Below are 14,404 nucleotides of genomic sequence, written 5' to 3' on the forward strand. Positions count from 1 at the left end.
AACGGCCTTTTGTGCTTGGGCAGTTGGACCCCTGCGGGCGGTCGGGGAGACCACCCCGCTGGGCTCCGCCCAGGGCGGCGGCTCGATCTCCTCGGCGCTGTCATCGGCCGGTTCGGGGACCAGCGCGGCCGCCTTGCGGGCCTCGACGGCGACGACGTCCGCGGTGGTGGCGCCCGCCCGGATCGCGGCGGCCATGCCCTGCTGGACCGCGGCCGCGGGCATGCGCCGGTGCAACAGCAGAACCTCGATCAGCGCCCGGGTCGCCGCGTCCCCGTGGGCTGACCGGCCGCCGCCCAGAACGCCTCGTGCACTTCGGTGAACGAGCCGAGCCGTTCTCCCGCGCGGTGACCAGCGCGGTCGAACCGGCCGTCGCCCCCGGTTTGGCCAGCAGGTTCTCCACGTAGTGGTCCAGCTCGGCGCGGAACTCTCCGCGCCTGGCCAGCCGGGGATGACGGGCGGCGATCTCCCGTTTCTCGAACACCAGCAGCTCGTTGCCCCGCAGCAGGACCCGCACGTTCTGGCCGATAAACCGGGCCGGGACCGAGTAGTGGCGCTGGCGGACGGTGATCCGGCTGCTGCGGTCGACCTTCGGCGTCAGCGTGATGCCGCACTCGAACTCCCCGAACGGCAGCGGCAGCAGGAGATCGGTCTCGGAGACGAAGTAGAACCCGACGCTGGTCAGCCGCCCGGACAGCAACCGTTCGTCCTCCTCTGCGTCGATCTCCCGCAGCCGTCCGTTGAGGGCCGGCCTCCAGCGGGACGACGTCGGGAACAGGGACCAGATGCGTGCGCCGGAACCGGCCGCCCTCCTGCTCGACCCCGCCCTCCTCGTGGGCGCCCACCTGGCCCCGGGATGCCGTAGAACGCGTCGATCCCGTAGTGCGACCGGAAGGACGTCCACCGCTCCGACTCCACCCGGCTGCGGCCGGTGCAGACCCGGTTGCCCGCCGGCTTCAGACCTGACCGGGCATAACCTGTGCGCCTCGGGCCGGGTCCGGCTCTGCTTCGGCCATACCCGGGACGTGGTCCTGGTCCACGGCACCGCGCGCATGCTGACCCGTGAGGAGCTTCCGGCCGAGGTGGGCGACGCCTTCGCCGCCAAGCACGGCTGGGACCCTCGCAAGGACCGTCCCTCGTACGCCTTCTTCCAGGTCACCCCGCAGGTGCTGCAGGTGTGGGGAACGGTTCCCGAGATGGCCGGACGAACCATGATGCGCGACGGGAAGTGGCTGGTCCGAAGTGTGTCTCGAACTGGTCACAGCCACTCGTTGATGGCCGCGATCAGCAGGGTTGCCTCGTAGCGGACCGAGAGCTTGTCGTACCGAGTGGCCACGGCGCGGTGTCTCTTGAGGCGATTCTGATCAAGCTTGTGTGGCGCCGGTTCTAGCCCGCTCCCCGCAACTCTTCTGGTCTGTCGCTCAGTTGGTACAGCACGGGGCTCTGTACGTACCTGGCAGGCCCGCCTCGTCGCCGCTCCGGCCGTGGACGCCTTCCTCGCCGGCGGCTGCGACGACGAGCTGAGCATCCTCAACTGAGTGCCCGCCGAACAGATCTGCCCCTATCGTACTGAAGGTGACCAACACCCCTGAATGCGGCGCGACTCCGGGCGATGAGTCGGCCGACGCAGCGGCAGCGCCCACGAACCCAGGGCCCGCAGGAACAGCTCCGATGGGGTCGCCTCGGGTCCGGATCAATGGACCCACGCAGGAGGAGTTGGACGCGCTGCCCCCTGACCGTCGACTGGAGCTCCTCCAACAGCAGCGACAGAGTGAGGCGGATGAGCGTGAGCGTCTTCGGCAGAGCCGTCACCAATGGTTCAACAGTATCGGGATCCTGTTCGGTGTGCTGTTCACCGCAACCGGCGTGGTGGCGACTGCACTGACATACCAGACCGCGCAGGAGGAATTGCGGACGGCCCGGGAGGGCCAGATCACCGACCGGTACACCAGGGCCGCTGAACAGCTCGGCTCATCCGGACGCGAAGTCCGCACCAGCGCCGTTTATGCCTTGGAACGCATCGCCAAAGATTCCTCACGGGACATGACCACCATCACCGACGTGCTGGCCGCGTTCGTCCGCGAGCGTGATCCCGCTGCCTCTATAGCGGACGGCAAGCTGCCCCCGGAACCCGACACCGACGTTCAGGCCGCTCTGACCGTTATGGGCCGGCTCGACCGCGTCCGCCCTGCCTCCTTCGACCCCCATGTTCCTTACACCGACCTCCACGCAGTTCGGATTCCCGGCAGCCGGCTGTCATTTACGAACTTGACCCGTATGAACTTCCAGAGCGCGAACCTGAGCGACGCGAAGCTCAGGTTCGCGAACTTGAGCGGCGCTGATCTGGACGGAGCGAACCTCACCGGAGCGAGTCTCTCCAACACACACCTCAACTATGGCTCGCTGAGGTCCGCGGACCTGACCGGTGCGGACTTGGCTGGCGCCGACCTGGCTGGCGCCGACCTGACCGGTGTACGAGGGATGACCCCAGAGGAAATCCGGAAGGTCGCAAAGACGGACGCAGCGACTCAGTTCTGAAGCCAGAAGACCGCTCTGGCTGAAGACGAAGCCATGGGGCCCGGCCGTGAGCGGGCCGGACAACAACACTGATGAACAGGCGCTGGATCTCGTTACAGGTCAGCGGGATCAGTGGGGCAGTGCATGTTCGTCGGCGCGGACGACGGTGAGGAAGGCAACGCGAGGGTGGAAGGTTTCCTCCACCCGCCATCTGGAACCTGCGACCGTGACCAGAGTGGCGAGGGATGCCGACGGGGCGGGGTGACAACGGTAATAGGCGAGTTCACCGGTGGTGCGGTTTCGGCGGATCAGCAACTGATGGTGGCCCGGTGCCGCCTCGGCGAGGCCGATGACGGCCCAGTCGTAGAACCGCTGTCTCTTCGCGCCGCGTCCGGCTGAGAGCTTCTGCCAGGCCCGCTTCGGCACCTGCTTCACCAGCGCATTGGCGCGGAAGGCGCCGGGCGCCGGTGGCCATGTGGGCTGAGCAGGCCACTGCGAGGACGTAGCCGATGCCGTGCTTCTCGATCGCCGTCGACGGTTACCACGACGGCTTCGACGCCTTCGTCGACCAGGTCGTCCCGATCCTGCAGCAACGCGACGATCGAGACCATCAGTGCGGCCAGGATCGCATCCCCGGTGATCGCGCCCAGCAGGGAGGCGGGGATGAGGGAGGAGATGAAGCCGGTGAAGGTGGCGTGCTCGGTGGCGGTCTTGGGCACGTCGTCGGCGTTGAGTGACGAGGGGTCGACGTGCAGGCCGGAGCCGGGCTGGAAGATGTTGGCGACGACCAGCCCGATCAGCATGGACACCAGGGACAGCACCAGGAAGTAGCCGATCGCCTTCACACCGATCCGGCCCGCCTTGCACAGGTTGTCCATGGAGGCGATGCCAGTGGTGACGACGCAGAAGACGACCGGGATCACGATCATCTTGACCAGAGCGATGAACCAGTCGTTGAGCGGCTTGAGGTCCTCGCCCAGCCCGGGCGCGAGGATGCCGACGGCGATGCCGAGGACGGCGGCCAGTACGACCTGGAACCACAGCTCCCGTATGAGACGGCTCAGCCGTGACCGCTGCGGGCGGCCGGCGGTGGTGGTGCTTGTCATCGTTGGTGCTCCCTCGCACGACGATCGTGTGTAGCCCTGTCCCGTGGGGGGGCGGGGGACACGACGCGGCTCGCGTCCCCGATCTCGGGTGTGGCGCCCGTATCCGGTGGCGCCGGCCGACGGCGGCCGCCCGGTGGCGGGCGCGTCTGCGGTGGGGTCGCGGTCAGCCGTGCAGGGCGCGCAGCACCTTGTAGAAGGCGGCCTTGCTCTCGAAGCCGATGCCGGGGGTGTCGGTCAGGCCGACGCGGCTCTTCTCGACGACGGCGTCGTCGGCGAAGCCGCCGGTGGGCTGGAACTCGCCCGGGTAGGACTCGTTTCCGCCGAGCTTGAGGGCGGCGGCGATGTGCAGGGAGAACTGGTGCCCGCCGTGCGGGATGCAGCGCCTCGATGACCAGCCGTGCCGGCGGAGCATGTCCTGGATGCGCAGGTACTCCACCAGACCGTAGGAGAGCGCGGGGTCGACCTGGATGGTGTCGCGGTCGGGGCGCAGGCCGCCGTAGCGGATCAGGTTGCGGGCGTCCTGGAGGGAGAAGAGGTTCTCGCCGGTGGCGATGGGGCCGGTGTAGTGCTCGGCGACGGTGGCGTTGAGGTGGTAGTCGAGCGGGTCGCCGATCTCCTCGTACCAGAACAGCCCGTAGGGCTCCATGGCCCGTCCGTACTCCAGGGCCGTGTCGAGGTCGAAGCGGCCGTTGACGTCGACGGCCAACCGGGAGCCGTCGCCGTCCAGGACGTCGATGACGGCCTCGATACGGCGCAGGTCCTCCGCCAGGCCGGCGCCGCCGATCTTCATCTTGACGACGTCGTAGCCCAGGTCGAGGAAGCCCCGCATCTCGTCCTGAAGGCCGGTGAGCGTCTTGCCGGGGGCGTAGTAGCCGCCGGCGGCGTAGACGAAGACGGAGTCGTCGGGCTGCCCGTCGCCGTAGCGCTCGGACAGATACCGGTACAGCGGCTTGCCCTCGATCTTGGAGGCCAGGTCGAACAGGGCCATGTCCACCACACCCACCGCGACCGAGCGCTCGCCGTGCCCGCCGGGCTTCTCGTTGCGCATCATCACGTCCCACGCCTTGGCGTGGTCCAGGCCGCCCCGCTCGTCGAGCAGGCTGCCGGGCTCGGCCTCAAGGAGGCGGGGCAGAATCCGGCGGCGCAGGATCTCGCCGGCGCTGTAGCGGCCGTTGGAGTTGAAGCCATAGCCCACCACGGGCTTGCCGTCCCGGATGACATCGCTCTCGATCGCCACGATCGAACAGTCCATGGAGTTGAAGTCGATCCAGGCGTTGCGGATCGAGGAACTGATCGGAACGACGCCCTCGTAGACGTTTGTGATCTTCACTGCGGACCTTTCTCATATCTTATAAGATGCGACGCCTGTTAGACTGAGCTGGCCCGATGCGGGATGTCAAGGGGTGGGGAACTTTCGGAAGGGAACGGTCCAGGGGGCTATGGCAGGACAGAACTTGTTCTTCAGCAAGAGCGACCTCGCCTACGCAGAACTCCGCGACCGGATCCTCTCCGGCACTCTTCCTGCCGGGTCACGGCTCGCCCAGTACGACCTCGCCGAGTCCCTCAACATGAGCATCACGCCCTTGCGCGAGGCCATCCGCCGCCTCAGCAGCGAGGGACTTGTCACCGTCGAAACCCACCGCGACGTCCGGGTCTCCGTCATGAACTCGAACGAGGCCCGCCAGCTCTTCGAGGTCCGCCTGTCCCTGGACCCGACCGCCGCCGAACTCGCCGCCCAGCGACGCACGGACGACGACATCGCCGCCATGCAGGCCGCCGTCGACAAGCTCCTCCCCGTCACCCGCCAATGGGGGGAAGAGGCACTCACGGCCCACCGCGCCTTCCACCAGACGCTGTACCGGGCCTCCCACAACGACGTCCTCATCCGTCTCCTGGACGACCTGTGGGACAAGTCCGACCGCTACCGGCGCCTCGGCCTCGAACTCCCGCCCGGTGACGAACCCCGCACCCGGGACCTACAGGAACACCACGAACTTGTCTCCCTCATCGTGGACGGCCGCGCCGCCGAAGCCGCCCAGGTGATGCGAGGCCACATCACCCACAGCCTCACCGCCACCGCCATCAGCGCCCTCGAAGACCGCGAGGGCATTCGCGTGACGTGACGCGCGGCGACCGGCCCCTCTGACGTCACCGGGCCAGGTGCGCGCCCACTCGCCCTGCGGGCGAATACTGCGGCTCTTGAATACCGACACTCCACCAGTGTCTCTACCCGGGCGACGACCCCTCGGTGCTGATCCCTCGCATCCCACGCGCAGTCCACACCCACGGCGTCTTCTTACGGCACCCGCACCCGCACCCGGACCATCCGTGCGGCTGCGAGTGGGAAGACACCTGGCGCATGGTCTGGGCGAGTCCGCCCGCCGAGCGTGGTGCCGTCCCGATCACCGCCATGCGTCGCCCGGCCGCCCCGGCGACCGCCGCTGGCCGCCCTAACCACGATCACGACAAGGCATCCGCGACCTGGGCGCCCTGACCCGCACATCACACCCCGAAGCCCCGCTTCCCGATCCACGTCGGGGAGCGGGGCCTTTTTTGCTTCCGGGTCCCGGGGGCACCAACTCCGCACTGTGCACCAGCGGATGGATCACGGCGACAAGAGTCAACTCCTCACCTGGCGGAGCATCTGGCCCTCTGCCGAGATCAAACCCGACCGCGACCTGCTCCGCATCTCGTTCTGCCCCGCAATGTTGCTTACCTTGCCCTGGCCCGTGGTGCTGGAGGGCGAGGCCGTCGTCGGGGGACGTGTCAGCAACTGGCGTTCGGGGCTACAGCCATTGCCGGAAGCCGTACCCGCCGAAGGCGTCCTTGGCTGGTGGTTACGCCTCCTGAAGCTTGGCCAGGATCCACTGGCCGAGCTCCAGGGTCATGACGGTGTGGCCTTCGTTGGTGGTGGCGCAGCAGAAGTCGCGGAGCTCGCTCCTCTCGCGGTCGACCTAGATGTCCCGGGTCGGAAGTGGCGCCCGCTCGGAGAGTGGAGCCCGCCGTGGCGAAGAACCGAGTGGCCTCCCGTGCCGCGCGGCACCCCCCTGATGTCAGGCGGCGCGCTTCACGTGGCGGACCAGCCACATCAGCAGGGCGTCCAGGTCGGCGGCGGCCGAGAGGACCCGGTCGACCGCCTCGGGCGTGTGCAGCCATTCCTCGCAACCGAGGGGCCGGGCGGCGATCAGCGAACGGTGGCGCAGCAGGCGCGTACGGGAATGGTCCGTCGGATAGCCGTGCGGAGGGCGTTTCATCATGTCCCCCGAGATCTCGTAGCCCTTCTTCCGCACCTCGTCGAGGATGCCGGACAGTTCGCGGCCGCTCCCCTCGCAGGCCACGGCCTTGCGGAACATGTCCACCTGGCCGGGATCGGGATACCACCAGGCGCCCTGGATCCGCAGGCCGTCCAGGTCGAACCGGAGACCGATCTCGATCTTGCGGGCGAGCCGGATCACCGCGCTCTGGTGCTGCCACCACCAGGAGTCGGTGCGGTAGTGCCAGACGGAGAAGTCCTCGTACCGGGGGTCGGTGTCGGCGACCTCGTTCAGCAGGGCGATCATCGGCTGTCGGACCAGGCGCTCGCGGTCCGCGCGGTGGCGCTCGCGGGTCGCGTGGGGCGGTTCGCCTCGCAGCTGCCACAACACGTCCATGGCCCGCTCCGGCCAGCCGGTGAACTGTCCGCGCATGCGCGGAGGATAGCGCATCCGTGATCCGTACGCGGGGAGAGTGCGACGGGCAGGGAGGCATAGCCCCAGATGTCGTGGAGGTGTTGAGGCAGGGCTCGCCGGCCGGTTCGGACTCAAGGTCCAGCTCCGCGCCCCCGCCGCCCTGCTCGGCACCCGGCACGCGCTCCTCGACTCCGTCATCCGGGTCGTCAGCGCAGTGGCGATCCTCGGCACCGGCTTCCTCTTCGGCCACTTCGTAGGCAGGCCGGTCCACCTCGTCTTCAGCGCGCTTCTGCTGCTGACCGCAGACCTCCGGTCCACCTTCGGCACCCAGACCGGCACAACCGTGGCTCGCCCCCTGCACCCGCACGCGGCGCCGCCCCCGCTGCGCCCACGCCGGGACAAGTCCGGCGGCTCGTATGCGAGTTGTCCCGGGCAGCGGGATGCGCACACTCTCACGCCAACCGAAATCCTCTGAACGCTGCATGGCCGAAGGTCCGGAAACGGCGTTGCAGGCCCCGCTCGTCCCGTCCGACAATTTCACGGTCGCCACGGAGGAGGCGGCCGGACTGGCACCGCGCCTGAAGGTGTCCCCGCTCCGTGACGGAGGTCTGTGGTGCTGCGCATCCATTTCACCGCGGAGGATCTCGCCCGCACGCGGGTGGCCACTACCATCGGGGCCGCCGCGGAGACGTATTACAGCCTGGAGATGCTGTGCGGGCGTTCCCTCCCGTTGCCCTTTCAACGGTGGCGCGCCACGGTGGCCGGCCGGCTGGGCGAGGACGCCCGGCCACTCACCGCACTGCTGCCGGCCCGGGGCCCGGGCCTCGACCTGCTGGCGCTGGCCGGCGACTCGCCCGACATCGACCACGCTGTGGAGGCTCTGCTGCGGGCACCGCGCACCCAGGTACGCCGCGAGCTTGAACCCGTCGCCGTCGGTCCCGCCCACATGCCGTGGGCGCGGGCCGTCGCCGACGGGGATGCCGATGCCCGGCGGCTGCTGGCGGCCGGCCTCGTGGCTTGTCACCGGGTGGCCGTCGCACCGTACTGGGCGGCGTCCCGGTCACAGCTGGAGGCCGTACGGGCGCAGCACGCCCACACGTTCCTGGAGGGAGGAATCGACGCTCTGCTGGCCGCTCTGAGCCCTCCGCTGGTGCGCTGGCGGCCGCCCGTGCTGGAGATACGCCACCCCCGCCAGGTCGAGGTCCATCTGGGCGGCAGAGGGCTGATCCTGGTACCGACCCTGTTCTCCTGGCGTCAGTTCAGCCTGCTGTACGACCCGTACGACGACGCGTCGGTGCCGCGGCTCACCGTACCGGCGGTGACCGACCCGGCCACCGGCGCCGCGCTGTGGCAGCCCAAGAGCCCTGTAGGCGACGATCCCCTGGGCGCCCTGCTCGGACGTACCCGGGCCGCCGCGCTGCGCGTGGCCGCCGACGGTTGCAGCACCACTGAGCTGGCCGCGAGACTCGGTGTCTCCCCGGCGGCCGTCAGCCAGCACACCAAGGCGTTGCGCGAGGCACGCCTCATCACCACCAGCCGACACGGTGGTTCCGTACTGCACATGGCCACCGCCCTGGGCCGGGGACTGCTGGCCGGGAACCGATGGCGATAGCACCGCGCAGCGTGGCTGTGGGCCCTTAGAGGCCCTAACAGAAGTTGTTGATCATGTGACTTTCGGCTTGGGTGGTCGTTGTTCTGCTCGTGGGGAAACGTCAGTCCCGGCCATGGATCGTGTCGGATGAACTTTGGTCGCTCATCGAGCCATTGTTGCCCGAGCCGGGTCCGAAGCTGGTGGAGGGCAGGCCGCGGGTGCCGGACCGGCAGGCACTGTGCGGGATCTTGTTCGTGCTGCACACCGGTATCCAGTGGGAGTACCTGCCGCAGGAGCTGGGCTTCGGGTCCGGCATGACGTGCTGGCGGCGCCTGGCCGCGTGGAACGAAGCAGGGGTGTGGGACAAACTGCACCTGGTGCTGCTGAAGAAGCTGCGGGCGGCGAAGAAGCTGGACTGGTCGCGGGCGGTGATCGACTCCTCCCATGTCAGGGCGGCCCGGCGTGGCCCAAAAGCGGGCCCAGCCCGGTCGACCACGCACGGCCGGGCAGCAAGCACCACGTCCTCACCGACGGCCAGGGCGTCCCGCTCGCGGTGTCCCTGACCGGCGGAAACGGCAACGACGTCACCCAACTCCTGCCCCTGCTCGACAAAGTTCCGACCGTGGCCGGCGTCGTCGGCCGGCCCAGACGCCGGCCCGACGCACTCCTCGCCGACCGCGGCTACGACCACGACAAGTACCGCCGACTGCTCTGGGCCCGCGGCATCCGCCCGGTCATCGCCGAACGAGGCCAGCCACACGGCTCCGGCCTGGGCATCTTCCGCTACGTCGTCGAGCGCACGATCGCCTGGCTGCACGGCTTCCGCCGCCTGCGCATCCGCTGGGAACGACGCGACGACATCCACGAAGCCTTCCTCGGACTCGCCACATGCCTGATCACCCACCGCCACGTCCAACGCCTTTGTTAGGACCTCTGAGAGCTCGTGCAGCGGGACCAAGTTCGGGTGGATTAGCTCCTATGCTCTCCAGCAGCGGGGCGGGTCCCGGCGTGGCCGCCCGGTCAGCCCTCGAGCGCGGCGGAAGGCGCGTCCCCGTTCTGGGCCTGACGGGCCCGCTTGGCGAGCACCGTGGCCAGGTCCCGGGCACTATCTTCGTTGACGCCGTCCTTGTCTTTGTCCGTGGAATCCGCCAGCGTCCACAGCAGCGTCGTGCCGACCCGGGTCTGGGTCACGGTGCCGGGCTCGCCATGGAAGCCGGCGGAACCGAACCGAGCGTCGCGCTCGTCACCGATCGGGCCGAGACTGAACGTCTTGGCCCGCTGTCCCACCCTCTTGCCGTAGTAACCGTCCCAGAGCACGTCGTACGCCTTACGGGCGGCCTGTTCGCTGTCGTAGGCGATAATCAGAAAGGTGACGGTGGCGGCGTTGTCGTCGCGCCTGAAGGTCGAGGCGCCGTAGGAGCGGGAGTTCTCGCAGCCCGCGTTGTCCTTGATGGGACAGACCTGCGAACGGTTGAGCTTGTCCATCTCAACGGCCATGGGCCGAGCCGACTCCTTCCAACGCGTCATGGCCTCGCCATCCGGCAACGTCTCCCGTACCTGTTCCTTCGTGAGCGCCACCGCCTTGCCATTCCAGCTGTCGCTCTCCGCGCCACCGCCGCAGCCGGCCAGCAGCAGGGCCGCCGCGATCGCCACGCACCACCGGTAATTCCTCATGGCCATGCCACACCCCTCCAGCGGTGATCTTACGCGGACCGTCTTCGCACAGAAGGCGCCGCCCGCGAACTGAGACTGTGAACCGCCGTCGCGAGTGATCTGTCGGCCGATGCCGGTAGAAAGTCACATGATCAACAACGTCTGTTAGGGCCTCTTAAGCCAGGGCTTAAGGGTGTAGCCGCCCGTGCCGGCGGCCCGGAGCATTCATGGCGTTGACGTGTCCAAGGATGCGTTCGGTGCCGAACTGCCGGAGGTACGCAGCCTTCGCTTGTCGGCCGAAGTGGTCACCGATCAAAAAGGAGAACGCCGATGATCAAGCGTGCCCTGTCCCGGGCGACAGTGCTGGCTGGGGGAACGGCGGCAACACTGGCCATGACCGCCCTGCTTGCCGCACCTGCTCAGGCGACGGCAACCGTCTGGAACACCTGGGACAATCTGGCTTACGCCAATCACTGCCTTGATGGCAGTGTCTCCCAGGGGGTCCGTCTCAACACCTGCAACGGGAGCTCCTACCAGAAGTGGGACTACTTCTGGGACAGCAGCGCTCCGATCAGGCATTACCAGTCCGGACGGTGCCTCGACGGCAGTGTCTCCCAGGGGGTCCGTCTCGTGGCCTGCAATGGAAGCACGTACCAGAAGTGGCGTCCCACCGGCACCACGGGCGAGATCAGGCACGTGCAGTCCGGACGGTGCCTCGACGGCAGCGTGTCCCAGGGTGTCCGGCTCATAGCCTGCAACGGAAGCATCTACCAGCAATGGGTGTAGCCCTGCGCTTGTCGTGAGACGGCTCGCCCGAGGAGCCCGGCACACATTGAGGGAACGCGTCCTGGGGATGTTCGCAAAGGCGCGGGCCCTGGAAAACCGCCGGGGCGGCAAGGGTCTTTCGGGACAACTCGCGTCGGGTGGTGCGTCCGTGCACCACCCGGCCGGGATTCGTCTTCGGAAATCCCTCCCTGCGGCCTGGCACGATCACTCGTGTCCCGCCGCACGAGCCCGCGGCCGGGGGCAGTGCGACCGCTCGTCTACCGGTCCGTCGCCCGCAGGCTCTTCCCCGTCGTGCCGGCGCAGGCGCACTTCGACGTGCCCTCCTCTGGCCGACCGCCAAGGCCGGCGGCCGCTTCAGGCTGCCCATCCGTTTCCCTCCGTCCAGACCAGGCTGTCGGTCTCCATCAGCCCTCCCGCCACGCCGGTGACCTCACGCCAGAAGACCAAGGCGGCCAACTCGCGGTCCTCGGTCCGATTCCTGGAGATCGACTTCCAGGCCACGCACAAGGGCTCGCCCTTCGAGGAGGGCCACATCGAGAAGATGCTCGGCTCCGTCGCAACGATGTTCGCCCAGTTCCTCCCTGGCTGCACCGGCCGCAACACCGACCACCGCGGCCGCCACCCGGAACACGAGAACCTGTGGTCGCTGCCCGAAACGCAGGAGCTGCTGGACGAGTGGATCGTTGCCCACTGGCAGAACGGGCCGCATGAGGGACTGCCCGATCCCGATCATCCCGGACGGCTGTTCACCCCCAACCAGAAGTACGCCGCGCTGGTCGAGGCCTGCGGCTACGTCCCGATCGCCCTGTCTGCGAGCAGCCGCTGCCGCTCGGGCGCGGACAGTCGCAACGCCGCACATGCTCAGCCCGGTGCCGTCAAAGGGCCCACCGCCGGCGCACCACACAACAGGCAGCATCCGCGTCTTCGGGGTCCCCCCCCGGACCCGCAGCTTCACCCAGCACGACTGGGGCGAGGGCTGACGCCCTCGCCCCAGTCCAGGACGCGTTCCCGGAAACACCGCCCTGCGCAGTCTGTTCGGGTCCCCTGCCCGAAGGACGCAGCAGGTCACAGCGACGGACGTGCTCCCAGCGTTGCCGTCAGAAGGCATACCGCCAACGCAAGGCGATGGTTTTGTGAATCCGTCCTCGAACTTCCGGGCCGGTCAGTTCAGCAGGGCAGCCGTGAACGTCTTGCGGTGGTCCACCAGCCAGGTCTGCATGCGGTCCCAGCGTTCCCATCCACCACGCTCGGCCAACGCCTGGAGATAGACGGGGTCTGCGCCGGCCACGCGGCGGGCCACGAAGGCCCGGCAGACCTCCGTGGCCTGCTCTATGACGCCGGGCAACTCGGCGCGGTCCCCCGCCGAGAGGCCGTAGCTGTCGGCAAGAATCCGCAGCCGTGCGGCCGCATCCAGCCCGGGGGGATGGAGAGCGGCCGCGGACCCGGGATCGAGCATGGGCACCCAATAGCGGGCGGTCATGGCGATGTCCCAGAGGGCACGGCCCGGGGCCGCCAAGTCGAAATCGATCAGGGCCGCGGCACGGCCGTCGCGGAAGACGAGGTTTTCCGGGCACACATCGTTGTGGCACACCATCGTTCCCCCCTCCGGGTCGGCAAGGTCCGGGGGCCACTCGGCACGGGTGTCGACCACGACGGCCGCGCTGGTCTCATGCAGACGCCGCAGCAGGCTCCCCACCGATTCGAGGGCAGAACTCGTCATCGCCCAGTCCGGGAACGGCGGCAAAGCCACGTCGCCAGGAATGAAAGTCAGCTGCTCACGGCCATCCGCGGTGAGACCGACAGGGGCCGGCGCCGCGTCGAAGCCGTGCTCCTTCAGCGAGCGGAGATAGGCATGCAGGGCGTGCGCGTTGCGCGGTGCCGGTCGCTCCACCAACTCCCCCCGGCGGAAGACCGTCCCCGCGTTCACCATGCCGCCGACCAGCGCCTCGTCTTCAGCCGTCATGAGGATCACGCTATCGCCAGATCGATTCCGCGCGGGCCGGGCCGCGAACCGCATCCACCGCCTTCACGAACGGAGCAACGTGGTCCCCGCTCTCGCTGCCCAAGTGGTTTCCTCAGACCCTGTCGAGAACACTCAAGTGATCCGGTTCGCCGACAGAGGGCCTTCGCCACGACGTGGATCAGCGCACGACGGAACGCGCGACGCGGAATCCCACGTCGTCGACCTGGAAAGTCGGGTGGCTGCGGCGCCGCGCAGAGGCCCGGCAACTCCAGTGCTCATCGAACCAGCCACCGCCACGGAGCACCCGGTAGGGGCCATAGACCTCGGCGTCGTAGACGTCCCAGCACCAGTCCCAGACGTTGCCGAGCATGTCGTAGAGTCCCAACGGGCTGGGGCGTTTGCCGCCCACCTCGTGGATGCGCTCGTGCGAGTTACCGCGGTACCAGCCGATCTCGTCGAGCTCCCCGTAACGCGGCCCAGTCGTCCCGGCACGGCAGGCGTGCTCCCACTCGGCTTCGGTCGGCAGTCGATACCCGTCGGCGGACGCGTCCCACTCGACATCTTCGACCTCGGCACGGAAGTGGTACGCGGGCGTCAAGTCGGCGCACTGGGACAGCGCGTTGCAGAACCGCGCCGCGTCCCACCAGGAGACGCACTCGACGGGCAACTGGTCCCCAGGGGTGGTACTCGGCCACTGGCCTGTGATCTGTGCGTACAACGCCTGGGTGACCGGGTATGCCGCGAGCTGGTAGGGCGCAAGCTGGACCGACCAACTGCGTTGTGTCCGCCGGTCCGACAGCGTCACCTGCCCCGGCGGGATGGCGATCATCTCGTTCCCCATCATCACGTCCATGATCAGAAGATCCTAACGAGACCTGCCAGTGCGAAACGACAGAGCCGCCAACGGTTGTCCTTGGCTGAATGAATCTGCAAGTCATCACCCTTCTCCGATCATGCCAAGCAGGTACTCACTGATTCCGCTTTCCTGACGTGAACGGGCCGGACACGGGGGCTACACACTTGTCGATGACGGTCTCCGCGCCGGCCGCCGAGCCCTCCAAGCAGAGCCGTCCGCCCTTGTCACGCAGGTCGAGGAAGAATCGTGTGGTCGCACCCGACTGCT

The 14,404-nt window shown here is 68.3% G+C and carries 13 protein-coding genes and 3 pseudogenes; 7 read left to right on the forward strand and 9 right to left on the reverse strand.

Annotation, left to right across the window (positions count from 1 at the left end):
- Positions 1 to 100 precede the first annotated feature (100 nt).
- Positions 101 to 697, reverse strand: a complete 597-nt coding sequence (locus ACWD0J_RS29420) for a Mu transposase domain-containing protein (protein WP_451498878.1) — start codon at positions 695 to 697, stop codon at positions 101 to 103.
- A gap of 325 nt (positions 698 to 1,022) precedes the next feature.
- On the opposite strand from ACWD0J_RS29420, the gene ACWD0J_RS29425 reads away from it, so the two are divergent.
- Together ACWD0J_RS29425 and ACWD0J_RS29430 are read left to right on the forward strand one after the other, a co-directional pair.
- Positions 1,023 to 1,301, forward strand: a complete 279-nt coding sequence (locus ACWD0J_RS29425; protein WP_451498879.1) for a hypothetical protein — start codon at positions 1,023 to 1,025, stop codon at positions 1,299 to 1,301.
- Between the two features lie 412 nt (positions 1,302 to 1,713).
- Entirely contained in the window at positions 1,714 to 2,535 is an 822-nt protein-coding gene (locus ACWD0J_RS29430) for a pentapeptide repeat-containing protein (protein WP_451498880.1), read from the forward strand.
- A gap of 31 nt (positions 2,536 to 2,566) precedes the next feature.
- On the opposite strand, the pseudogene ACWD0J_RS29435 reads toward ACWD0J_RS29430, so the two are convergent.
- From ACWD0J_RS29435 to ACWD0J_RS29445, 3 genes and pseudogenes are all read right to left on the reverse strand, one after another.
- Positions 2,567 to 3,046, reverse strand: a pseudogene (locus ACWD0J_RS29435) (IS701 family transposase); the annotation flags it as partial.
- A 76-nt stretch (positions 3,047 to 3,122) separates the two neighbouring features.
- A pseudogene (locus ACWD0J_RS29440) lies at positions 3,123 to 3,620 on the reverse strand (cation:dicarboxylate symporter family transporter); the annotation flags it as partial.
- A 163-nt stretch (positions 3,621 to 3,783) separates the two neighbouring features.
- Positions 3,784 to 4,950, reverse strand: coding sequence for a mandelate racemase/muconate lactonizing enzyme family protein (locus tag ACWD0J_RS29445; RefSeq protein ID WP_451498881.1), 1,167 nt, complete (start codon positions 4,948 to 4,950; stop codon positions 3,784 to 3,786).
- 109 nt (positions 4,951 to 5,059) lie between these two features.
- Between ACWD0J_RS29445 and ACWD0J_RS29450 the strand changes: the two genes are divergently transcribed.
- Positions 5,060 to 5,743, forward strand: a complete 684-nt coding sequence (locus tag ACWD0J_RS29450; protein ID WP_451498882.1) for a GntR family transcriptional regulator — start codon at positions 5,060 to 5,062, stop codon at positions 5,741 to 5,743.
- 930 nt (positions 5,744 to 6,673) lie between these two features.
- Here ACWD0J_RS29450 and ACWD0J_RS29455 read toward each other — a convergent pair.
- On the reverse strand, positions 6,674 to 7,306 hold the full coding sequence (locus ACWD0J_RS29455) for a DUF2461 family protein (RefSeq protein WP_451498883.1): 633 nt from the start codon (positions 7,304 to 7,306) through the stop codon (positions 6,674 to 6,676).
- A gap of 595 nt (positions 7,307 to 7,901) precedes the next feature.
- On the opposite strand from ACWD0J_RS29455, the gene ACWD0J_RS29460 reads away from it, so the two are divergent.
- Both ACWD0J_RS29460 and ACWD0J_RS29465 read left to right on the forward strand, forming a co-directional pair.
- Positions 7,902 to 8,900: an ArsR/SmtB family transcription factor gene (locus ACWD0J_RS29460; protein ID WP_451498884.1), complete on the forward strand. Its 999-nt coding sequence runs from the start codon at positions 7,902 to 7,904 to the stop codon at positions 8,898 to 8,900.
- 89 nt (positions 8,901 to 8,989) lie between these two features.
- A protein-coding gene (locus tag ACWD0J_RS29465; protein WP_451498885.1) for an IS5 family transposase occupies positions 8,990 to 9,807 on the forward strand; the annotation gives its coding sequence in 2 pieces (ribosomal slippage) (positions 8,990 to 9,353 and positions 9,353 to 9,807; 819 coding nt in all).
- A 92-nt stretch (positions 9,808 to 9,899) separates the two neighbouring features.
- On the opposite strand, the gene ACWD0J_RS29470 is transcribed toward ACWD0J_RS29465, so the two are convergent.
- On the reverse strand, positions 9,900 to 10,532 hold the full coding sequence (locus tag ACWD0J_RS29470; RefSeq protein WP_451498886.1) for a hypothetical protein: 633 nt from the start codon (positions 10,530 to 10,532) through the stop codon (positions 9,900 to 9,902).
- 330 nt (positions 10,533 to 10,862) lie between these two features.
- Here ACWD0J_RS29470 and ACWD0J_RS29475 point away from each other — a divergent pair, with 330 nt between their 5' ends.
- Entirely contained in the window at positions 10,863 to 11,318 is a 456-nt protein-coding gene (locus tag ACWD0J_RS29475) for an RICIN domain-containing protein (protein ID WP_451498887.1), read from the forward strand.
- A gap of 354 nt (positions 11,319 to 11,672) precedes the next feature.
- Here ACWD0J_RS29475 and ACWD0J_RS29480 read toward each other — a convergent pair whose 3' ends face one another.
- Complete coding sequence (locus ACWD0J_RS29480; protein WP_451498888.1) at positions 11,673 to 11,852, reverse strand: hypothetical protein; 180 nt, start codon at positions 11,850 to 11,852, stop codon at positions 11,673 to 11,675.
- Here ACWD0J_RS29480 and ACWD0J_RS29485 point away from each other — a divergent pair.
- Positions 11,773 to 12,129 (forward strand): annotated as a pseudogene (locus ACWD0J_RS29485) (integrase); the annotation flags it as partial. The gene ACWD0J_RS29480 and the pseudogene ACWD0J_RS29485 sit on opposite strands and share 80 nt — an antisense overlap.
- Before the next feature lie 351 nt (positions 12,130 to 12,480).
- Here ACWD0J_RS29485 and ACWD0J_RS29490 read toward each other — a convergent pair.
- Complete coding sequence (locus tag ACWD0J_RS29490) at positions 12,481 to 13,281, reverse strand: aminoglycoside phosphotransferase family protein (RefSeq protein ID WP_451498889.1); 801 nt, start codon at positions 13,279 to 13,281, stop codon at positions 12,481 to 12,483.
- A 178-nt stretch (positions 13,282 to 13,459) separates the two neighbouring features.
- A complete protein-coding gene (locus ACWD0J_RS29495; RefSeq protein WP_451498890.1) occupies positions 13,460 to 14,134 on the reverse strand; it encodes a formylglycine-generating enzyme family protein in 675 nt (224 codons plus the stop codon).
- Positions 14,135 to 14,404 lie beyond the last annotated feature (270 nt).

This window comes from Streptomyces sp. NPDC003011 (assembly GCF_053591515.1).

Coding starts and splice junctions, on each gene's coding strand:
- ACWD0J_RS29450 (WP_451498882.1), top strand. CDS start 5,060: ATGGCAGGACAGAACTTGTTCTTCAGCAAGAGCGACCTCGCCTACGCA.
- ACWD0J_RS29455 (WP_451498883.1), bottom strand. CDS start 7,306: ATGCGCGGACAGTTCACCGGCTGGCCGGAGCGGGCCATGGACGTGTTG.
- ACWD0J_RS29475 (WP_451498887.1), top strand. CDS start 10,863: ATGATCAAGCGTGCCCTGTCCCGGGCGACAGTGCTGGCTGGGGGAACG.
- ACWD0J_RS29480 (WP_451498888.1), bottom strand. CDS start 11,852: ATGTGGCCCTCCTCGAAGGGCGAGCCCTTGTGCGTGGCCTGGAAGTCG.
- ACWD0J_RS29490 (WP_451498889.1), bottom strand. CDS start 13,281: ATGACGGCTGAAGACGAGGCGCTGGTCGGCGGCATGGTGAACGCGGGG.
- ACWD0J_RS29495 (WP_451498890.1), bottom strand. CDS start 14,134: ATGGACGTGATGATGGGGAACGAGATGATCGCCATCCCGCCGGGGCAG.